20 protein-coding genes are annotated in these 19,658 nt (G+C 58.4%); 6 read left to right on the top strand and 14 right to left on the bottom strand.

Annotated elements, in window-relative coordinates:
- Window positions 1–1,173 carry an acetoin utilization protein AcuC gene (locus PD282_RS09675; protein WP_274650473.1) on the top strand — a complete coding sequence of 391 codons (1,173 nt, stop codon included), beginning with the start codon at window positions 1–3 and terminating at the stop codon, window positions 1,171–1,173.
- Window positions 1,174–1,275: 102 nt separating this feature from the next.
- Here the strand turns inward: PD282_RS09675 and PD282_RS09670 are convergent, their stop codons facing one another.
- Window positions 1,276–2,298, bottom strand: coding sequence for an ABC transporter substrate-binding protein (locus tag PD282_RS09670; RefSeq protein WP_274655132.1), 1,023 nt, complete (start codon window positions 2,296–2,298; stop codon window positions 1,276–1,278).
- Window positions 2,299–2,511: 213 nt separating this feature from the next.
- Here PD282_RS09670 and PD282_RS09665 point away from each other — a divergent pair, with 213 nt between their 5' ends.
- From PD282_RS09665 to PD282_RS09655, 3 genes are read left to right on the top strand one after another with little or no spacing between them, the layout of a single operon-like run.
- A complete protein-coding gene (locus PD282_RS09665) occupies window positions 2,512–3,498 on the top strand; it encodes a FecCD family ABC transporter permease (RefSeq protein ID WP_274650471.1) in 987 nt (328 codons plus the stop codon).
- Window positions 3,495–4,541 carry a FecCD family ABC transporter permease gene (locus PD282_RS09660; protein ID WP_274650469.1) on the top strand — a complete coding sequence of 349 codons (1,047 nt, stop codon included), beginning with the start codon at window positions 3,495–3,497 and terminating at the stop codon, window positions 4,539–4,541. Before PD282_RS09665 ends, PD282_RS09660 begins: the two co-directional genes overlap by 4 nt.
- Before the next feature lie 17 nt (window positions 4,542–4,558).
- A complete protein-coding gene (locus PD282_RS09655) occupies window positions 4,559–5,512 on the top strand; it encodes an ABC transporter ATP-binding protein (RefSeq protein WP_274650467.1) in 954 nt (317 codons plus the stop codon).
- Window positions 5,513–5,751: 239 nt separating this feature from the next.
- On the opposite strand, the gene PD282_RS09650 is transcribed toward PD282_RS09655, so the two are convergent.
- The 5 genes from PD282_RS09650 to PD282_RS09630 form a co-directional block, all read right to left on the bottom strand.
- Entirely contained in the window at window positions 5,752–6,456 is a 705-nt protein-coding gene (locus PD282_RS09650) for a 5'-methylthioadenosine/adenosylhomocysteine nucleosidase (protein WP_274650465.1), read from the bottom strand.
- A complete protein-coding gene (gene ccpA / locus PD282_RS09645; RefSeq protein WP_274650462.1) occupies window positions 6,457–7,461 on the bottom strand; it encodes a catabolite control protein A in 1,005 nt (334 codons plus the stop codon).
- A gap of 71 nt (window positions 7,462–7,532) precedes the next feature.
- Window positions 7,533–7,880: a bacillithiol system redox-active protein YtxJ gene (ytxJ, locus tag PD282_RS09640; protein WP_274655130.1), complete on the bottom strand. Its 348-nt coding sequence runs from the start codon at window positions 7,878–7,880 to the stop codon at window positions 7,533–7,535.
- A gap of 33 nt (window positions 7,881–7,913) precedes the next feature.
- A complete protein-coding gene (locus tag PD282_RS09635) occupies window positions 7,914–8,297 on the bottom strand; it encodes a hypothetical protein (RefSeq protein WP_338045171.1) in 384 nt (127 codons plus the stop codon).
- A 166-nt stretch (window positions 8,298–8,463) separates the two neighbouring features.
- Window positions 8,464–8,889: a VanZ family protein gene (locus PD282_RS09630; RefSeq protein WP_274650458.1), complete on the bottom strand. Its 426-nt coding sequence runs from the start codon at window positions 8,887–8,889 to the stop codon at window positions 8,464–8,466.
- A gap of 59 nt (window positions 8,890–8,948) precedes the next feature.
- Here PD282_RS09630 and PD282_RS09625 point away from each other — a divergent pair, with 59 nt between their 5' ends.
- Window positions 8,949–9,479 carry a type 1 glutamine amidotransferase domain-containing protein gene (locus tag PD282_RS09625; protein ID WP_274650456.1) on the top strand — a complete coding sequence of 177 codons (531 nt, stop codon included), beginning with the start codon at window positions 8,949–8,951 and terminating at the stop codon, window positions 9,477–9,479.
- A 187-nt stretch (window positions 9,480–9,666) separates the two neighbouring features.
- On the opposite strand, the gene ptsP is transcribed toward PD282_RS09625, so the two are convergent.
- The 6 genes from ptsP to PD282_RS09595 all read right to left on the bottom strand — a co-directional run bounded on the left by ptsP (window position 9,667) and on the right by PD282_RS09595 (window position 16,765).
- Window positions 9,667–11,403 (bottom strand): phosphoenolpyruvate--protein phosphotransferase, encoded by a 1,737-nt coding sequence (ptsP, locus tag PD282_RS09620; protein ID WP_274650453.1) that lies wholly within the window; start codon window positions 11,401–11,403, stop codon window positions 9,667–9,669.
- Window positions 11,400–13,280, bottom strand: a complete 1,881-nt coding sequence (locus PD282_RS09615; protein ID WP_274655128.1) for a glucose PTS transporter subunit IIA — start codon at window positions 13,278–13,280, stop codon at window positions 11,400–11,402. The genes ptsP and PD282_RS09615 overlap by 4 nt, the downstream gene beginning before the upstream one ends.
- Before the next feature lie 137 nt (window positions 13,281–13,417).
- Entirely contained in the window at window positions 13,418–14,368 is a 951-nt protein-coding gene (locus PD282_RS09610; protein ID WP_274650451.1) for a serine-rich family protein, read from the bottom strand.
- Between the two features lie 99 nt (window positions 14,369–14,467).
- Window positions 14,468–14,902, bottom strand: a complete 435-nt coding sequence (locus tag PD282_RS09605) for a CoA-binding protein (RefSeq protein WP_274650449.1) — start codon at window positions 14,900–14,902, stop codon at window positions 14,468–14,470.
- 24 nt (window positions 14,903–14,926) lie between these two features.
- Window positions 14,927–16,219 (bottom strand): 3-phosphoshikimate 1-carboxyvinyltransferase, encoded by a 1,293-nt coding sequence (gene aroA, locus PD282_RS09600; protein WP_274650447.1) that lies wholly within the window; start codon window positions 16,217–16,219, stop codon window positions 14,927–14,929.
- A 24-nt stretch (window positions 16,220–16,243) separates the two neighbouring features.
- The gene (locus PD282_RS09595; RefSeq protein WP_274650445.1) at window positions 16,244–16,765 is read right to left on the bottom strand and encodes a shikimate kinase; all 522 of its coding nucleotides are present in this window, start codon (window positions 16,763–16,765) and stop codon (window positions 16,244–16,246) included.
- Window positions 16,766–16,929: 164 nt separating this feature from the next.
- On the opposite strand from PD282_RS09595, the gene PD282_RS09590 reads away from it, so the two are divergent.
- Window positions 16,930–17,232, top strand: a complete 303-nt coding sequence (locus PD282_RS09590; protein WP_274650443.1) for a hypothetical protein — start codon at window positions 16,930–16,932, stop codon at window positions 17,230–17,232.
- A 7-nt stretch (window positions 17,233–17,239) separates the two neighbouring features.
- On the opposite strand, the gene gndA is transcribed toward PD282_RS09590, so the two are convergent.
- Complete coding sequence (gene gndA / locus PD282_RS09585) at window positions 17,240–18,652, bottom strand: NADP-dependent phosphogluconate dehydrogenase (protein WP_274650441.1); 1,413 nt, start codon at window positions 18,650–18,652, stop codon at window positions 17,240–17,242.
- A 200-nt stretch (window positions 18,653–18,852) separates the two neighbouring features.
- Window positions 18,853–19,449, bottom strand: coding sequence for a hypothetical protein (locus PD282_RS09580; protein ID WP_274650439.1), 597 nt, complete (start codon window positions 19,447–19,449; stop codon window positions 18,853–18,855).
- Window positions 19,450–19,658: the final 209 nt, after the last annotated feature.

Here is a 19,658-nt window from a genome sequence, read left to right as displayed (position 1 = left end):
ATGACGGACCATGCGGCATTTATCCGGCACCCGGGAGCAGCCCGCTACAAATTCAACGACAATCATCCTTTTCATCCCATGCGTCTTACGCTTGCCGAAAGTCTGCTGGAGATAAGCGGCGCATTGAGAAACGAGCAGGTTGCAGCGGCAGATCTGGACGGAGGCCCGCTCCTTGTAACCGTACACCGTGACGATTATATCGAGCTTGTAAAGGCGCTGAGCGGCGAATCCCCCGTCCCGGCAGCGGTCCGGAAAGCTTCCGGATACGGGCTCGGAACCGGGGATACGCCTTATTTTCCCGGCATGCACGCCGCTGCGGCCGCCATTGCCGCAGGCTCGGCCGCGGCGGCGGACACGGTGATGAGCGGCCGGGCGCTGCATGCCTATCATATGGCGGGGGGACTGCATCACGCCTTCCCGGACCGCGGTTCCGGCTTTTGCGTGTATAACGATGCCTCGATCGCGATAACGCGCATCCGGCTAACGCACGGCGCACGCGTCATGTATATCGATACGGACGTTCATCACGGCGACGGCGTCCAGTGGACGTTCTATCACGACCCCGACGTCTTGACGTACTCCATTCATGAAACGGGCAAATACCTGTTCCCCGGAACGGGCTTCGTCCATGAGCGCGGCGCGGACCAGGGCTTCGGCACCGCGATCAACGTCCCGCTGGAGCCGTATACGGAAGACGATTCGTGGCTGGAGTGCTTCGCGCAAACGGTGGAAAAAGCGGCCGCGGCCTTCAAGCCGGACGTGATTGTCAGCCAGCACGGCTGCGATGCGCACGCCAACGATCCGCTGTCGCACATCCACTGCAGCATGCGCATCTACCGCGACATTCCCGCGATCGTTCATCGCCTGGCGCATCGTTATGCCGGCGGCCGCTGGATTGCGCTCGGAGGCGGCGGCTACGACATCTGGCGCGTCGTACCGCGCGCGTGGGCGGTTGTCTGGCTGGAAATGTCCGGCCACCCGCTCGCAGCCGCTCTTGCGGAGGGCAACGTGCCGCTGCCGGAGGGCTGGCTGGGCCGCTGGCAGGCGGAAAGCCCCGATCCGCTTCCGCCCCATTGGCTCGACGATACGGCCGGATGGGAGCCGATGCCGAGAAGAGCAGAGATCGCGGAACGCAATCGCCGGACGGCGGAAATCGCCGTACAGGATGTGTAAGCAGTAGGCGCATATGCCTCGCCGGATGATCGGCAGGCGAGCTCATAGGCGCAAAAAAACCGGTTGTTTGCCTTCTCGAGCGCAAACAACCGGCGATTCGGTTTATTTCTGCAAGCCGTAAATCTCGTACAGCTGATCGAGCATCAAGTTTGCCGCTTTAATGCCTCCCGCCGTATTCCAAATCGCGTCGTCCACCTTATACGCATGGCCGCTTTTGACCGCATTTAAATTTTTCCAGAGCGGATCGTTCGTCCATTCCTTCTCGGTATCGCTCGCTTTGCCGTCGCCGGTTTCATAGGTCAAATAAAACAGCCGGTCCGCGTCCACTTCCGGAAGACGTTCCTTCGTAATTTCATCGGCGAACGTATTTTTGGCGTTCTTCGTCATTTCGTTGCGCGCAATGCCGAGCTCGCTGAAAAGAATGCCCGAAAACGTATTGGTATGGTACACCCGCGTTTTGCCCGACATAAAACGAACGACGGATACGGTTTCCTTCAGCTTGTCGCCGGCTTTCGATTTAAAGTCCTGGATGCGTTTGTTGAAATCGGCCAGCAGCGCATCGCCTTCGGCCTTCTTGTTCAGCGCTTCCGCATACAGCTTGAAATTGTTCATCCAGTTGCCGCGCAGGTCTTCCGACATGACGGTCGGCGCAATTGCGCTGAGCTGCTCGTACACTTTCTCTTGGCGCATTTTGTTGCCCAGAATGAGATCCGGCTTCAGGCCGGCAATAAGCTCCAGATTAGGCTGGCTTTCCTTGCCGACGACGGTGACCCCGTCCATCTCCGCTTTAATATGGGGATACCACGGATCGCCCTCGTACGACTCCACGGCGCCAACCGGTTTGATGCCGAGCGCCAGCACCGCTTCGGTCCCTTCGTTCGTCAGCACGACGATCCGCTTCGGCGTTCCTTTAATGACGGTTTTTCCCATCGCATGCTCAATCGTATATTCGCCGCTCCCGGCCGAACCGGAGCCGGAGGCGCTGGTTGAACCGGTGCCTTCCGGCGCCGCGGCGCCGCCGTTGTCGTTAGCGGCGGGTTTTCCGCATCCGCTAAGCGCCATCGTCAGCATCAAAGTCAGTACAGCCCACCATACCGCACGTTTGCGGGATCGGTTCGTCCACATTTTTGTCATTGTCGTTCCCCCTGCATTCCTTCAAAATCGATTATAATGAAAATGATTCTCATTCACAATTCAAAACTATAACGAAGCCAACCCGCCTTGTCAACATAAAATTGATAACGATTATCAAAGTCGTTGACATGCCGGAACGCTTCCTCTAAAATGCAAAATGAACCTGCTGATAATGACTCTCATTGATCGGAGCAATTCTGGAATATGTTTAAAATTATGGGACTAATTAGCTTCAGTTTGGCGCTTGCAGCCGCAGTTATAGGCAGTATAACGCTCGGAGTGACGAACATCCCGTTATCGGACGTATGGCAATCCTTCATTCATTTTAACGGCAGCAACGAACACCTCATTATTCGAACGGCCCGTGTCCCCCGTGCCTTGATTGCCACATCGGCAGGCGCGTCGCTGGCCGTCGCGGGCGCTGTCATGCAGGCGATCACGCGCAATCCGATCGCTTCCCCGAGCACGCTCGGCGTCAATGCGGGAGCCGCGTTCTTTATCATTTTGGCGTCAAGTCTGCTCGGCTTGTCGGGACTGGACGCGTTAACATGGGTGGCGCTGGCCGGAGCTGCGGTCAGCGGCGGCATCGTCTTTTTCATGGGGAGCATCGGCAGGGACGGCATGACGCCGGTTAAAATTACGCTGGCCGGCGCATCCATGGCCGCTTTTTTCGCTTCGCTAACCCAAGGTGTAATGCTGACGGACGGCAGAGCGTTCGACCAGATCCTCGCATGGCTGGTCGGTTCGGTCGCCGGACGCAGCCTGAACCAGCTGTCGTACGCGTTGCCGTATTTGGCGGCCGGCATGCTGATCGCGATGCTTCTGCCCCGGCATCTGAACGTCCTCGGCATCGGCGACGACGTGGCGACAGGGCTCGGGCAGCGCACCGCATACGTGAAAACGTTCGCGGCGGTGTCCGTCATCCTGCTGGCCGGAGGCTCGGTTGCGGTTGCCGGGCCGATCGCCTTCGTCGGCATCGTCGTCCCTCATATCGCGCGGCACATCGCCGGCCCCGATCATCGCTGGCTGCTGCCTTACTGCGCCGTGATGGGCGCGCTGCTGCTCGTATCGGCCGATCTCGGCTCCCGATACATCGCCATGCCGCAGGAAGTGCCCGTCGGCGTTATGACCGCGGTGATCGGCGTGCCGTTTTTTGTCCACATTGCCAGGAAAGGGAGACGCGCCCAATGAGCAAATATTCTGCATACCGCACGCCCGGCTCCGCGTTCTCCGCACTGATCGAGAAACGAACCGTTTGGACCGCAGGCATCCTGCTTGCGTTTTGCGCTGCGCTGATGATCGTAAGTACGGGAATCGGCAGCGAATATATTTCGCCTCTCACCGTCGTCAAAGCGATTTTCGGCTCGGCCGATCCGACGTCCCAGGTCATCGTCGAGCAGCTTCGGCTGCCGCGGATCGTCATCGCCGTTCTCGTCGGCGCATCGCTCGCTTCCAGCGGCGCCGTGCTGCAGGGAATCGTCCGGAATCCGCTCGCTTCGCCCGATATTACGGGCGTTACGGAAGGCGCCGCGCTCGGAGCCGTGCTGTTTATTTTTCTGTTTCAGGGTACCATATCGATTCATTGGATGCCTCTTGCTTCAATCGCCGGCGCATTTGCGATCGCGGTGCTGCTTTACGTATTGGCTTGGAAAAACGGCGTCTCGCCTCTTCGGCTCGTGCTGATCGGAATCGGGATTTCGGCCGCGGTCAAGTCCATCTCCTATATGTTCATTATTTCGGGTCCGATGCAGCTTGCCAACCAGTCGCTGACGTTCATGACCGGCACGATTTACGGCTCCTCGTGGGATAACGACGTCGTTACGCTGCTGCCGTGGGTCGCCGTGCTGCTGCCGCTTACCTGGCTGCAGGCCCGCCAGGTCAATATCCAGGCGCTCGGCGACGATGTCGCCAGCAGCGCCGGCGCGCGCGTGCAGAAGCAGCGGCTGGTCCTGCTGACACTGAGCATCGCCCTGGCGGGTTCGGCCGTGGCAATCGGCGGCGCGATTTCGTTTATCGGGCTTATGGCTCCGCATATTGCACGCAAGCTCGTCGGCCCGTCGTTCGGCGGCCTGCTGCCGGTCAGCGCCCTGATCGGAGCTATCATTCTGCTCGTCGCCGATCTGGTGGCACGCACCGCTTTTCTGCCGCAGGATGTGCCGGCCGGAGTATTTACCGCCGCGATCGGCGCACCTTTCTTTATGTATCTGCTGTATCGGAACCGCAATCAATCTTGACCGGGAGGAATGCCGCTATGGGCGTATTGGAAGCGAAAGGGCTCGGCTTGTCCTATGGGGACGCCTTCATTTTCGAGGATCTCGATCTGGCGATTCCGAAAGAAAAAATCACCGTGTTTATCGGCAGCAACGGCTGCGGCAAATCGACGCTGCTGCGCTCCATGGCAAGGCTGCTGAAGCCCCAGCGCGGCAGCGTCGTGCTGGACGGCGGCGATATCGCCGGCATGTCCACGAAGGAGGTGGCGCGCAAGCTGTCCATTCTGCCCCAGGGACCGACGGTGCCGGAAGGGTTCACCGTCCTGCAGCTGGTGAAGCAGGGCCGTTATCCGTACCAAAGCTGGCTGAAAATGTGGTCCCGCGAAGACGAGGCCGCCGTGATGTCGGCGCTCGCCGCGACCGGAATGAGCGATTTCGCCGAGCGAACCGTAGATTCGCTCTCCGGCGGCCAGCGGCAGCGCGCATGGATCGCCATGACGCTGGCGCAGGATACGCCGGTCATTTTGCTTGACGAGCCGACCACCTATCTCGATTTAACGCACCAGATCGAAGTGCTGGACCTGCTTTACGAGCTGAACGAACGGGAAAAACGTACTATCGTCATGGTGCTGCACGATATCAATCTTGCCTGCCGTTATGCCGACCATATCGTCGCCATCCGCTGCGGCAAAATTGAAGGACAAGGCCGCCCCGAAGCGATTGTCGACGAGTCATTGATCGATCAGGTGTTCCAGCTGAAGTGCAAGATCATGCCGGACCCGATCTATGGAACGCCGATGTGCATCCCGCACGGCAAAAGCAGTCCGCGGCGTGCGGCAGCGGCCGGCACGGGGTCAGCAACGGAACTTGCAATGGAGCCTGAAACAGAGCATGCGCCGAAGCCTGCAACGGAGCATGCGCCGAAAACGGAGCCTGCAACGGAACATGCGCCGAAGCCTGCTGACAAGCCGCTTGAAGCCGTAGCGGCCAAGTAGCATCTCGCGCGCGCTCCTCCCGGGCACAGCGCGCTCAACGCACGGGACGGCAGGGCCGACGGACGGAAACCGACTCGTGCCTTTCGTGAAGCGACATAACATGGCGAAGGACTCATCACCTTCTTAGCCGAACGGAAAACGGCTGCCCGCGTCTTTGTTCCTGAGCGGCCTTGCAAACAAAAAAGCTATCGATGGAACAGCCACTTAGGCGGCTGTCCGATCGATAGCTTTTTTCACGATTACAGATGGCGGATCATTTCGTCGATGATGCGATGCGAATGAATGGAGGCCTGGACTGTAAATTCGGCAAAATTCACATGCGCCGAGCCGTCCGCCTTATCCGACATCGAGCGAATGACGACGAACGGCGTTCCGTTCATCGCGCATACTTGGGCGAGCGCAGCTCCTTCCATCTCCGTGCAGGCGCCGCCAAGCTCCTCATGCAGCTCTCGGACTGTTTCGCGCGAAGCGATAAACTGATCGCCGGAGAGCACCTTGCCTTTCATGCTGCGGCCGGGAAAGAGCGCCTCGCAGGCGTCCGACGCAAGCTTCACAAGCTCCGGATCCGCCGCAAATTCCCAGACGTCCTGAAACGGGATTTGCCCGCGCGCAAATCCAAGCGGCGAACAATCCATATCATGCTGCAAACACGAAGTCGATACGACGAGATCGCCAATATCGAGCGAAGGGTCGACGGCGCCGGCCACCCCGGTAAACAGGACGCAGCCCGCGCCGGCGTCGATCAGCAGCTGCGTGCAGACGGCCGCATTCACTTTGCCGACGCCCGATTTGCAAAAAATGACGCTGCGGCCGTGCAGCGTTCCTTCCACATAGGTAATCCCCGCTTTTACGAAAGAGCCCGTCTTCTCGACATGCTTGTGCAGAAGATCGATCTCTTCGACCATAGCGCCGATAATGCCGATTTTGCGAAAACGTTCCGTCATCTATTTGCTTCCCACCGATTGGCGGCTGACGATTTCGTGCGGCAGCACCACTTTCGCCTGGTCCACCGACTCCTTCTTCATCAGCTTCGTCAAGAGACGCATGGAAACGGCGCCGATATCGTACATCGGCTGAGCGACTGCCGTCAGCTGCGGGCGGACCATCGAAGCCATACGGCTGTTGTCGACGCTGATGACCGAAATATCGTCCGGAACCTTCAGACCCGAATCCTGAATGCAATGAATGGCGCCGATCGCCATTTCGTCCGTCGCCGCAAACACGGCCGTCGGGCGGTCCTTCAGCTCAAGGAAATATTTCATCGCTTCCGCGCCGGATTCATACCGGTAATTGCCGACCCGGACCAAATTCTCGTCATACGGCAGGCCTGCCGCTTCAAGCGCGCGCTTGTAGCCCTGAAAACGGGCATAGCCGTTGGCCGGATCCTGCAGCGTACCGCTGATCATGGCAATCCGCTTGTGCCCGCCGCGAATCAGCATTTGCACCGCATCGAACGCTGCGCCTTCATGATCGATATCGACCGACGGAATCGTGCCGTTCTCATCCGTCGTCGCACACAGCACGATCGGCACGTTCGCCGTCTTGAACGCCTGCAAATGCTCGTCCGTCACGGCGCCGCCCATAAAGACGAGCCCGTCGACCTGCTTCTCCAGCAGCGTATTGATCACGCGGATTTCCTTGTCCTTCTTCTTGTCCGCATTGCACAATATGATATTGTAATGGTACATGTTGGCAATATCCTCGATGCCCCGCGCCACCTCGGCGAAGATCGAGTTCGATATATCGGGGATGACGACGCCGACGGTCGTCGTTTTTTTGCTGGCCAAACCGCGCGCAACCGCATTCGGACGATAGCCGAGCCGCTCAATCGCCTCGAACACTTTCTTGCGCGTCTGCGGCTTCACGTTCGGATTGTTGTTTACGACCCGAGATACCGTTGCCATCGAAACGCCTGCTTCTCTTGCTACATCATAAATGGTTACCGTCACGGTCCTTCTCTCCATTAGTTCAAATTTTAATCTCGCGCCGCATTACTTTACCGTAATGATACGACAAAATATTACTTTTCGCAATGTTTCCCGAGATGAGCTTCTAATGTCGAGTATGTGATATCCCAATGCGAAACGTGCCATTTCGCCTCGCCGTTCGCCAAATAAAGGAGCTGGGGAGACTCATGTTTGACGCCAAGCGCGGCAGCCACGGCATCCGAAACGTCCCTGTCCTCGATCACCCGGAGGAGAAAACAGTCGAAATCGCTCGCTTCCGCGTCCTCCAGCCAGTTGGACAGCTCATCGTACGCTCCCGCGCTCACCGGGCAGCTCGTGCTGTGTTTGAACAGCAGCTGCGGCTTCGCGTTCGACGCCTCCAGAATGTCCCGCCACTGAGTAACCGAGCTTAAGCTTTGCATTCGTTCCACGATTCGTCCCCCTTCCAATCGGCGTTACGCCCGCAATTGGGACAAGCTGCGGCTCAGCTGAACAAGCCGCTTATGTACATCTTCCATCCAGGCTTCGTCCCCGCAGGACTTCGCAACCGTATACAAATCGAGCAGCGTATCGATCCGCCCCTCCATCAGCCGCATCACAGCCGCGGGATCCGACATTCGTTTGTCGTGAAAAGCCTCTACTAACAAATCTGCCCATTCATTCCACTCGTTAAACAGGTAAGTTTGTTTTACCGGATGAGTCCCCAGTTTGCCGATCAGTCCGGTAAGGTCCGTCTTTACCTCGGCGAACACCTCGCTCCGTTTGCATGAAGGGCAGGAATAGATCGGCACATTGTCGATTTCAACCTTACCCGAATAAATAAGGGTTCGCAGTTTCATTACCATAACATCGCCGCAAGGACAACGTTTTTGCAAAATGGTCACTCCTTCTGGAAGCAGCGCCCCTGTCCGCCTTGCGCGGACGGCGTCCTAGTCAGGCTAACTACTTCGACCCTTTTTACAAAAAGTCCTTCTTCGCGCGCCGATGTAATTTTTAACTCTCCCGCTATTTGGCGAGCCGCCGCCAGCGTTCCCGTACGAACGGAACCGCCGCAATCAGCACAGCCAGCGCGGCTCCGATGCAGTCGTGAAGGATATCCGCCGGGTCGGGCGTGCGTCCGGCGACGAACGACTGGTGATATTCGTCGGTCAGTCCGTACAAGCCGGACAGGAGCACGATCAGCAGCTTGACCGTCCAGCGGTCCCCCTGCCGGCCGAAGCCGAAATCGAATGCGGCCGCAAGCACGAAATAGGCGATAAAGTGGGCCCAGTCGAACGACTGCATGGCCGGAAACAGCTTTTGGAACCAAGGCAGAAACGTATTGAGCTCGCTGCCCGACTGAGCGGAAAGCGTGAAGATGGCCGCCATGACCAGCACGGCCGGAATAAAGCGCAGCGCTCTGCGGGACGGCTTGACGCCCGTTTGATTCATCGGTTCACCTTCGTTACAATAAAATCGGATTCATCGTTCTCGATAAGGAGGGATTTTGGTTGTCGCTGCAAGGAAAAACGGTCATCTGCCTGGTCGATGACGATTTTGAAGATTTGGAGCTCTGGTATCCCGTTTACCGGGTGCGCGAGGAAGGTGCCGCCGTCCTGTTTGCCGGTCCGGAGAAAAACCGCACCCATATCGGCAAATACGGCGTACCCGCCAAAGCGGACATTTCGTTCGACGAAATGGACGGCACGCGCATCGACGGGCTGCTCGTTCCCGGCGGGTGGGCGCCGGATAAGCTGCGCCGCTATCCGCAGGTGCTGCAGCTCGTGCGCGAGCTCGACAAGGCGCGCAAGCCGATCGGGCAAATTTGCCATGCCGGGTGGGTGCTCATCTCCGCCAAAATATTAAGCGGCCGCCGGGTAACCTCCACCCCCGGCATCCGTGACGATATGGAGAACGCCGGCGCCGTCTGGCTCGACGAACCGGTCGTCGTGGACGGACACCTCGTTTCCGCCCGTCGCCCGCCGGATCTGCCGCCGTACGCCAAAGCGTTCGTGGACGCATTGTCCGCCGCCAGCCGTTAATAAAGGGCCGGCGGCCGCCGCGGTCTGGTTGCGCTTCAGCAGCTTATTGACCCGCCATCCGGCCAATGCCGAATGCTCGGAGCGTCCGTGTGGTTCATCCATGCCGATTGAGGCTGCGCCGTCGATCGCACCTTCCTGCGGATGCTTCAAGCGAAGCGGCGCCCGGCCTACCGGCGATACCGGATCGTCAATCGCCGGAGACGGCGTTTCCGGGCTGAAAGCCGGCGAGCATCGCATGAATTTGACCGCTCGTCGGGCATTCCAAAATATTGTCGAACAACGCGAGGCTGTCGCGCCGCTGCAGGCGCAGCAGCCTTTCTTTCACCTGCAAAATCGCGTTGGCCGACATGCTGAGCTCGTCGACGTCAAGCGCCAGCCATATCGGCAGCGCGCGGACGTCGCCCGCCAGTTCGCCGCAGACGCCGACGTGAATGCCCCGCCGCTTGGCCGCATCGACCGTCAGCTTGAGCATCCGGATCACCGCCGGATGGTACGGCTCGTATAAATGCGAGATTTGATCGTTCATCCGGTCGACCGCCAGCGTAAACTGCACCAGGTCGTTCGTGCCGATGCTGAAGAAATCGACTTCCGCCGCAAGCATGTCGGCGATGACGACCGCGGCCGGAAGCTCGATCATAATGCCCACTTCAATGTCGGACTTAAACGGCTTTCCCTCCGCCTGCAGCTCGGCTTTCGCTTCCGCCAGCAGCTTATTGGCCGCGCGCACCTCCTCCACCGACGAGATGAGCGGGTACATGATTTTTACGGTTCCGTAATGGCTGGCCCGCAGGATTGCCCGGAGCTGGGTCTTGAACAAATCCGTTTTGTCGAGGCAGATGCGAATGGCCCGGTAGCCGAGAAACGGATTCTCCTCTTCGGGCAGCTCGAAATAATCGAGCTGTTTGTCGCCGCCGATATCGAGCGTCCGAATGATGAGCGGCCGCCCGTCCAGCTTCTCGGCGACGCTCTTATACACGTCGAACTGCTCCTCCTCCTGCGGCAGCCGGCTGCGGTCCATATACAGAAACTCCGTACGGAACAGGCCGACGCCGTGCGTGCCGCTCTGCAGCGCCACATCCAGCTCTTTCATCGAGCTGATATTGGCCGCCAGCTCCATTTCCTTGCCGTCCAGCGTCACCGATTGGACCTCGACGATCGTTTTCAGCCGCTGGCGCTCTTCCTGCTGCCGCCGCTGCAGCTCGGTATAGGAGGCGACGATCTCCCCGGGAGGATCGAGATGCACGATGCCGGTCTCGCCGTCGATAATCATGAAATCGCCGGTCGCAATCGGCTCCTCCAGCTTCGATTCCAGCCCGACGACAAGCGGAATTCCGAGCGCCCTCGCCATGATCGCCGAATGCGAGGTGGTGCTCCCGGCCAGCGTCGCGATGCCGAGCACATGATTCGGATTGAGGTGCGCCAGCTGCGAGGGAGAAAGCTCCTTGGCGACGAGAATGAAAGGCTGCGTATCGATCGGAAGCGTAATTTCCGGCGCGCCAAGCAGATGCTTCAGCAGCCGGTTGCCGACGTCTTTGATGTCGAGCGCGCGTTCCTTCATATATTCGTCGTCCAGCAGATCGAACATCGTCACGAAATGATCGATCGCTTCCTTGACGGCCACCTCCGCGGCCTTATACTGGCGCTGGATGATGCCCTGGATTTCGTTCATGAATACCGGATCGTCCAGTATGGCCAAATGGGCGTCGAAAATGTAGCTTTCGTCCGTGCCCACCACTTCGCGAAGCTCGTCTTTCATCTGCCGGATCTCTACTTTGGAGGTGCGGATGCCCTCGTAAAGCCGGTCGAATTCCCGGGCCAAATCGCCGACGTCGATTTTTTGCTCGGGCAAATCCCATTCCCAATTCGGCAGCACGAACGCCTTGCCGATCGCCACGCCCGCAGATGCCCCTATCCCTTGAATCACGGTTTCTCCCCTCCGCTTCTCTCTTTCAGCACGACCGACATGACCGAAGCCTGCCCGCGCTTGACCGTTTTAAACGGCGCAAAGCTCCAGGAGCTGACCCGCTCCGAATTCGTAATGACCATCGGCGTCGCAAGCGATTTGCCGCCTTTGCGCACCGTGTTTAAGTCGAAGGTGATCAGCAGCTGCCCGGGGACGACCGCATCGCCTTCCTTCACGAGCGCCTTGAAGCCCTTCCCCTTCAGCTGCGAGGTATCGATGCCGATGTGCAGCAGCACGTCAAGCCCTTCCGGCGTGCGGATGCCGACCGCGTGCATCGACGGGTAAACGTGAATCACTTTGCCGCCGACCGGCGCCACCAGCTCGCCCCGCTCCGGCATGAACGCGACGCCGTCGCCGACCAGCTTGCCGGCGAAGATCGGGTCCGGCACCTCGGTCAGCGGCATCATCCGCCCCTGTACCGGCGCGTTGAACAGGACGCGCGACTGGTCGCGGCGGATCGCCTTGTCCATCTCCTCGCGGATCAGCTCGGAATAAGTGCCGAACACGATCTGCACGTTGCCCCCGCCTAGCCGGATGACGCCCGCCGCCCCGAGCGCTTTCAGCGAGTCGATGTCGATCAGCCGCTCGTTGCTCACCTTCAGCCTCAGTCTCGTAATACACGCTTCCATTTGGACGATGTTCTCCTTACCGCCGATCGCCTCCAAAATAAGCGGCGCCCGGTACGGAATGTCGCCGGCCCATTCGTCGAGCTGGGAGCCTTCCTCGCGGCCCGGCGTCGGAATTTGGAATCTGCGGATCGCCCACCGGAAGAGCACGTAATAGATCAGGCCGAACACGATGCCGATCGGGATGAGCAGCCAGCCTTTCGTCGCCAGATGCTCGTTGACGAGAAAATCGAGCGCCCCGGCCGAGAACGAGAAGCCGTCCCGGATGCCGAGCTCGTAGGTGAACCACATCATGAGGCCGGACAGCAGCGCATGGACGATAAACAAATACGGCGCAACGAACAGAAAAGCGAACTCGATCGGCTCGGTTACGCCGGTCAGAAACGACGAAAGCGCCGCCACCAGGAACGTTTTGCGGATTTTCGGCTTTAAATCCTCGCGCGCCTCGTCAATGATGGCGAACGCAATCGCCGGCAGCGCAAACATCATCGTCGGATACAGGCCGGCCATAAAAGCGCCTGCGGTCGGATCGCCGGCGAAAAATCGCGGCAAATCGCCGAATACCACCTGGCCGTTCGGCAGCGTGTACCCCCCGACCTGAAACCAGAAGACGTGGCTGACGAGATGATGCAGGCCGAATACGACCAGAATGCGCAGCACGAAACCGAACAGAAAGACGCCGAAGCCGCCTCCGGACGATACGATGTCGCCGAGCGCAATAAGCGAGTTATGGAGGGCCGGCGCAATCTGGACCATAATCATGGCCCACAGGGCGGAGAACAGGCTGACAATCAGCGGCACAAACCGCGGCCCGCCGAAAAATTGAATATATTCGGGAAGCTTGATCGATTTAAACTTCTCATTGAAAATACTTGCGAACAAGCCGATAATGACGCCGGTAAAAACGGTCGGTTCCAGCTCGTAATGACTGGCATTAATGATGCCCGTATAGATGAACATGCCGGCCAGCGCGGCCAGTCCCGCCGCGCCCGCATTGCTCGTCATGCCCATGGCGACGCCGAATGCGAATAAATAAGGCAGGAAGGTAAACAGGGCCATGCCCGCCGTATGGAGATGGGTTTGGACGCTCGGCAGTCCCATGCTGGCCCAGGGCAGCGCGCTCAGGCTGAGAAAGACCGCGGCGCCGGGCAGCACGATGGTCGGCAGCATGAGCGATCTCCCGAGCTGCTGCAGGTGCCCCATCATATTGATTTTCATCCGCACCCCCCTTTCGCATTGGCAGATGTCCTCTATCTTTTGATGGTACGCGCTGCGGCATGCTTTGTCAAAATAAAAACGGCGGACCTTCCGGTCCGCCGCTCGTGTAATCCCTGCTGCCGATGCTGCAATTAACGGAATTGCTGCTGAGACGAATAGCCCAGATGCGAAAGCACCGGACCTTCGTTTTGAGCGGCATTCGTCGCTTGCAGTACCGGGTTGTACGATGTTGCGGCTTGCGCAGTGCCGAATTGGCCGGCGTGCTGATTTTGGCTGAAGTCCTGCCCGGCCGTGAAGCCGGCATGCGAAATCACCGGCTGGGACTGCTGCGTAAAGGATTGAGCGCCGGCATGCGAGGAAATGCCTTGGCCAGCGGTCATACCGGCATGCGCCAGAACCGGATTATGCGACTGGGTGTACGTTTGCTGCTGTCCCATTTGAGCGCCGAAGTTTTGCTGCTGAGCCGTCAATCCGGCATGCGAGATAACTGGGCTGGCGCTTTGCGTGAACGTTTGGCCATGGTTGATCGAAGACATGCCGAAGCTTTGCTGATTTTGAGCCGTCAGACCGGCATGCGCAAGCACCGGGTTGCTGCTTTGCGCGAACGATTGGCCGCGGTTCATCGACGCGCCGAAGCTTTGCTGGTTTTGAGCCGTCATTCCGGCATGCGCAAGCACCGGGTTGCTGCTTTGCGTAAACGATTGGCCGCGGTTCATCGATGCGCCGAAATTTTGCTGGCTTTGAGCCGTCAGGCCGGCATGCGCAAGCACCGGGTTGTGCGATTGGTTGAACGACTGCTGACCGAATGCGCTTTGCGCGCCGATGTTTTGCTGCTGTGCCGTCATGCCGGCATGCGCAAGCACCGGGTTGCTGTTTTGCGTAAACGTTTGGGCAGAAGACATCCCGTAGTTTTGCTGCTGAGCCGTCAAACCGGCATGCGAAATGACCGGGTTCGAGCTTTGCGTGAAGCTTTGAGCTCTCCCTTGGTATTGGGACTGAACGAAACCGGCCGGTTGATAGCGGTTCGACTGCGCGAACTGCTGGTTAATCGGCTGCTGACTTTGGAACCCTTGTTGATACACGGTTTGTCCTCCTTGATTATGCTAAGTTGGCTGTATTCAAGGGCGCTCAGGTCCTTGAACCTTCCTTAGTTTTGCAAAGAGTACCGTATTTTATTTGTGTCAGGATTTGGGTTTTCCATGCGGCAGCAGGATCGAATCTTCAACTTTGATGCAGCGGTCCATGACGACCTTCAGCCCGCCGCGGGCCGCGATTTCCGCCGCTTCCTCGTTATAAACGCCAAGCTGCAGCCAAAAAACTTTCGCCCCGATCGCAGACGCTTCCGCGGCTACTTCCGGCGTATGCTCGCTGCGCCGGAACACGTCGACGATATCGACCTTCTCCGGAATCTCTTTCAGCGACGCATAGCTTTTCTCGCCCAGGATCGTCTCCGCGTTCGGGTTGACCGGGATGATCCGGTATCCTTTCGCCTGCATCGCCTCCGCGACCATGTAGGAAGCGCGGTCCGGCTTGTCGGACAGGCCGACGACGGCTATTGTTTGCGTTTCTTCCAAAATCCGCTTGATTTCTTCTCTCGAAGGGTTTCCAAATGCCATGGCGGTCACCGTTCCTTTCGGTTGTTAATCGGCCCACTCGACGTTCGCGCCCAGCGCCTTCAAATGATCAAAATACTGCGGGTACGATTTCGCCACATGGTGGGCGTCGCGAATTCGAATGGGAGACTTCGCGCGCAGGCCGACGACCGTCAGCGCCATAATGACCCGGTGATCGTAATGCGCGTTGATTTCGACGCCGCCCTCGACGCCCTCGGGACGTCCGTGCACGATAATTTCGCTTTGGCGCTCCTCGACATTGGCGCCGGCTTTACGCAGCTCGTTCAAGTAATCCGTGATCCGGTCGCATTCCTTATAACGCAAATTCTCGACATCATAGAAACGCGAGGTGCCTTCGGCAAATACCGCCGCCGCCACCATCGCCAGCACGGCGTCCGTCGCCTTGTCTCCGTCGAACTCCAGCGCCTTGAGCCGGCCGTTCCCTTTTACGCGGACGATGCCGTTCTCCTGCGTCAGCGGCACTTCCATCGTACGGAGAACGTCGATGATCGCGCGCTCGCCCTGCCGGCTGTTCGCTTCGAGACGATGCACCGTTACGTCGGACTGCGTCACGGCGGCAGCGGCCAAAATGGCGGCCGATCCCGGGTAGTCGCCCTGCACGATATAGTTTTTCGCCTGATAGCGCTGACGGCCGGGAACGCGATAGAACATCAGGTCCTCGCTCGCTTCCACCACGATGCCGGCCTGCTCCAGCACCTCCAGCGTCTGCCCGATGACCACCTTCGATTTCAGGTCGTTCAGCACCTCGATTTCGCTGTCCTCGTTCAGCAGCGGAGTGAGAAACAGGAGCGCGCTTAAATATTGCGAGCTGACGCTGCCGGATACGCGAATTTTGCCGCCTTTCGGACGTCCGCCGCGAATCGTGATCGGCAGCCGTCCCTCGTTATGGTCCACCTCGACGCCAAGCTGGCCGAGCGCATCGATCAGGTCGTCGTGCGGACGTTTACCGAGCGAGTCGGGGTAGCGGTTGATGAACGTGACGCCGGGGCAGAGGGCGGCGACCGCCATCAGGAAGCGGAGCACGGCGCCGGCATTGCCGACGTCCAGCTCCTTAACGTCCCTCGGCGAGCGTCCGAAGCCGGTCACCACGATCTTCGTCTCGTCCTCTTCGATAACGGCGCCGAGATCGCGGATGCAGCGGCGCATCGCGTCGCTGTCCTCACTGTGAGCGGGATAATGAATCGTGCTCGTCCCTTCCGCCAGCGCCGCGACGAGCAGGTAACGAGTCGTGTAGTTTTTGGAAGAGAGCGCTTGAATTTCGCCCTTCAGCACCGGTGTCGGCGTTACGATTACATCCATGAATGTGGCAGCTCCTCTTCGCGGTTATCGTTCCCTATGCAGGTTTTGTTCAATCTTCTCGGCCACCTGCAGGGCGTCAAGCAGCGTCGTATCGATTGTAAGATGGGCAAAATCGTACGCCGTTTTACGTTCCTCCAGCAGCCGGTATACCCGCTCGCGCAGGTCGCCCTGCAGCAGCGGACGCGACGCATCCTCCTTCACCCGCGAAATAATGCGTTCGGGGTCGGCTGTCAATGCTGCCACGAAGCCGTGCCGCAGCATCAGCTCCCGGTTGCGGGGCAGCAGGACGGCGCCGCCGCCGGTCGCAACGACGGACGGCTCGTCCCGCGCGAAAATCGCTTCGAGCGCACCCGTCTCGGCCGCGCGAAACGCCGCTTCCCCGCTTTCCGAGAAAATCGCCGGTATATCCCGGCCCTCGCGCCGGACGATTTCGGCATCCGCATCGATATACCGGAATCCTATGCGTTCCGCCAGCAGCTTGCCGACGGTCGATTTGCCGGTGCCCATAAACCCGACGAGCACGACATGGGGTTTCGCAAGCGTCATATCAGAAGTCGTCCCCTCTTTTAATGCCGATTGAAGATACAGCAGCGTGCGGTTTTGAATTATCATACCATCGTTCGCCTGGACAGGGTATAAAAAACAAGATTTTGCCGTACAGATGATATGAAGAAGTTTTAGTCCATTCTCGTAAACGGGAGATGAAGCGCATGGCTCTGCACCGTGAGCCGCATCCCACACAGGGCCGGCTCGAACGGATTATGAGTCCGGATTACCCGATGTGTCTGGAGGATGCCGTCTGGATTCTGGAATATATTAAAAAGAAAGTGGCCGACGAAGCGCCCGAATTGCTCGCTCTTCCCCAGCCACGTTTACTCAAGAACTTTCAAAGCTTTGCCGAAGCGTCGATGCTGCTGATCAAGCACCGCGTCTTCAGCACCGAAGCGGATCGCCTCCGCCGCTGTCTCGCGGAAGCGCTGTTCGGCCTGCTGCCCGAATCGGAGTCCCGGTGAAACCGGCTCAGGAATTCAGCCAGTTGAAGTGGAACGTGCCTTCCTTGTCCACCCGCTTGAACGTGTGCGCGCCGAAATAATCGCGCTGCGCCTGCAGCAGGTTCGCCGGCAGCCGCTCCGTGCGGTAGCTGTCGTAATAAGCGAGCGCGCTCGAGAACGCCGGCACCGGGATGCCCTGTGTGACGGCCGTCGCTACAACCTCGCGCCATGCGCCTTGATACGACTCGACAATGTCCTTGAAGTACGAGTCGAGCAGCAGGTTCGGCAGGTTCGAATCGCGGTCGTACGCGTCCTTGATATTTTGGAGGAAGCGGGCGCGGATAATGCATCCGCCGCGGAAAATCATCGCGATGTCGCCGTAGCGCAGGTTCCAGCCGAACTCCTCGGATGCGGCGCGCATCTGCGCGAAGCCCTGCGCATACGAGCAAATTTTGCTCGCGAACAGCGCCTTGCGGACCGCTTCGATAAAGGCCGCTTTATCGCCTTGATACGGCGCGTTCTGCGGTCCCTTCAGCAGCTTGCTCGCATGGGTGCGCTCTTCCTTCAGCGCGGACAGGAAGCGCGAGAATACCGATTCCGTAATGATCGAAAGCGGAACGCCCAGGTCGAGCGAGCTTTGGCTTGTCCATTTGCCGGTGCCCTTCTGGCCGGCCGAGTCGAGGATGACGTCGACCATCGGCTTGTCCGTCTCCGGATCGTATTTGGTGAAAATATCGGCCGTAATTTCGATCAGGTAGCTGTCGAGCTCTCCTTTGTTCCATTCGGAGAAAATCGACTGCAGCTCCTTCGTATCAACGCCGAGCACGCGCTTGAGCAGGTCGTAAGCTTCGCAGATCAGCTGCATATCGCCGTATTCGATGCCGTTGTGAACCATTTTGACATAGTGGCCTGCGCCGTCCGGACCGATGTACGTGCAGCAGGGATCGCCGCCGACGTTCGCGGAGATGGCCGTCAAAATCGGCTCGACGAGCCTATAAGCGGATTCCTGGCCGCCCGGCATGATCGACGGTCCTTTGAGCGCGCCTTCTTCGCCGCCCGAAACGCCCGTGCCGATAAACCGGATGCCCTTCGCTTCAAGATCCTTGCTGCGGCGCTGCGTATCCTTGAAGTACGCGTTGCCGCCGTCGATGATGATATCGCCTTTGTCGAGATGCGGAACGAGCGCATCGATCGTCGCGTCGGTTCCCGTGCCGGCCTGAACCATGATCAAAATTTTGCGCGGCGATTCCAAGGAAGCGACGAATTCCTCGATCGAATACGTCCCGTCGAGATTTTTGCCCGCCGCTTCCTTTATAAGATCGTCCGTTTTCTCGCGCGACCGGTTATAAACCGATACGGTAAAGCCTCTGCTTTCAATGTTGAGTGCCAGGTTCTTGCCCATGACGGCCAGCCCGACAACACCGATCTGTTGTTTGGACATCGGATTCTTCCATCCTTTATATGTAGATTGGTTCTGCTTCCGTGCGATTTCGCGCAGGTAGGGCGCCTGTCCGCACACAATACCTCTATTTTACTCCTTTTGCCCGGGAATGAAAACCCTCCGGCGGAAACGAGCCCGAAGACACAAATAAACTCCCGGTCCGTCATGCACCGGGAGCTTATATTCGCTGATTGTACCGCTTACAACTCAAGCTGTATCATCTCGATCCGAAGAGATTCGAGCTTTTCCTTCGACCTGCGGACATCCTCCGTCCGGTTTTGCTGCATCGCCTCATGGAGAATCGACAGCTCGTAATCAAGCTCGTACCGGAGCACCGACGCCCGCTCTTCCGCGCGCTTCGACTGAAACGCCTGGATCACTTCCTCCACCGTGACGAAAGGCTTCTTCTGATAAATGATTCTGTGTTCCATGCCGGACACCTCCACAAGACGTATAATTTCGCCAAACATGATGCTCTCGATGACGATTTGACGGTCCTTGAACCGCTTGACGACGGCGTGGCCGCGGGAGTCGTTGATCAGCTTCTCGAGCAGCTCGGACAGCTTCTCGTCCTTGATGATATAATCGCCGATAATTTTGTAGCGCCCGCTTACCCGCTGAAACCGCAGCTTCACCAGCTTCCGGCCGCTTCGGATCGAGATGAGAAAATAAACGTCCGTTTCGCTCCAATACAACGAGTAGCCTTCCTGAATCAGATCGCGAATTAAATTTTGGATTTGCCGGCGGTCAAATCGAAGCTCCAGGTTACAATACTCGACTTCATGGCTCTTATTCATCGGCAATCCCTCCCCGTTATTTCTCGGCGAAATGTTCTGAATATTCTCTCATATCTTTATCTTATACTCCATCTTATGTTCTGGCAACTTGGATTATTGACTATTTTTAACCCTTACCGGGACGATTGAATAGATGAAATTGAATTTTCCGTAAAGATCCGCCGTCCCCCGGCGCCGAACCCGATTTCGAATCTCCGCCGCAGCGTAAA

It is taken from the genome of Paenibacillus humicola (genome assembly GCF_028826105.1).
Classification (GTDB): domain Bacteria; phylum Bacillota; class Bacilli; order Paenibacillales; family Paenibacillaceae; genus Paenibacillus_Z; species Paenibacillus_Z humicola.
This window is presented reverse-complemented; position numbering and strand designations above follow the sequence as displayed.

Bases quoted from the DNA above. Each gene is read 5' to 3' on its own strand.
- PD282_RS09675 (WP_274650473.1), top strand. From the start codon at position 1: ATGACGGACCATGCGGCATTTATCCGGCACCCGGGAGCAGCCCGCTAC.
- PD282_RS09670 (WP_274655132.1), bottom strand. From the start codon at position 2,298: ATGTGGACGAACCGATCCCGCAAACGTGCGGTATGGTGGGCTGTACTG.
- PD282_RS09665 (WP_274650471.1), top strand. From the start codon at position 2,512: ATGTTTAAAATTATGGGACTAATTAGCTTCAGTTTGGCGCTTGCAGCC.
- PD282_RS09660 (WP_274650469.1), top strand. From the start codon at position 3,495: ATGAGCAAATATTCTGCATACCGCACGCCCGGCTCCGCGTTCTCCGCA.
- PD282_RS09655 (WP_274650467.1), top strand. From the start codon at position 4,559: ATGGGCGTATTGGAAGCGAAAGGGCTCGGCTTGTCCTATGGGGACGCC.
- PD282_RS09650 (WP_274650465.1), bottom strand. From the start codon at position 6,456: ATGACGGAACGTTTTCGCAAAATCGGCATTATCGGCGCTATGGTCGAA.
- ytxJ (WP_274655130.1), bottom strand. From the start codon at position 7,880: ATGCAAAGCTTAAGCTCGGTTACTCAGTGGCGGGACATTCTGGAGGCG.
- PD282_RS09635 (WP_338045171.1), bottom strand. From the start codon at position 8,297: ATGAAACTGCGAACCCTTATTTATTCGGGTAAGGTTGAAATCGACAAT.
- PD282_RS09630 (WP_274650458.1), bottom strand. From the start codon at position 8,889: ATGAATCAAACGGGCGTCAAGCCGTCCCGCAGAGCGCTGCGCTTTATT.
- PD282_RS09605 (WP_274650449.1), bottom strand. From the start codon at position 14,902: ATGGCATTTGGAAACCCTTCGAGAGAAGAAATCAAGCGGATTTTGGAA.
- aroA (WP_274650447.1), bottom strand. From the start codon at position 16,219: ATGGATGTAATCGTAACGCCGACACCGGTGCTGAAGGGCGAAATTCAA.
- PD282_RS09595 (WP_274650445.1), bottom strand. From the start codon at position 16,765: ATGACGCTTGCGAAACCCCATGTCGTGCTCGTCGGGTTTATGGGCACC.
- PD282_RS09590 (WP_274650443.1), top strand. From the start codon at position 16,930: ATGGCTCTGCACCGTGAGCCGCATCCCACACAGGGCCGGCTCGAACGG.
- gndA (WP_274650441.1), bottom strand. From the start codon at position 18,652: ATGTCCAAACAACAGATCGGTGTTGTCGGGCTGGCCGTCATGGGCAAG.
- PD282_RS09580 (WP_274650439.1), bottom strand. From the start codon at position 19,449: ATGAATAAGAGCCATGAAGTCGAGTATTGTAACCTGGAGCTTCGATTT.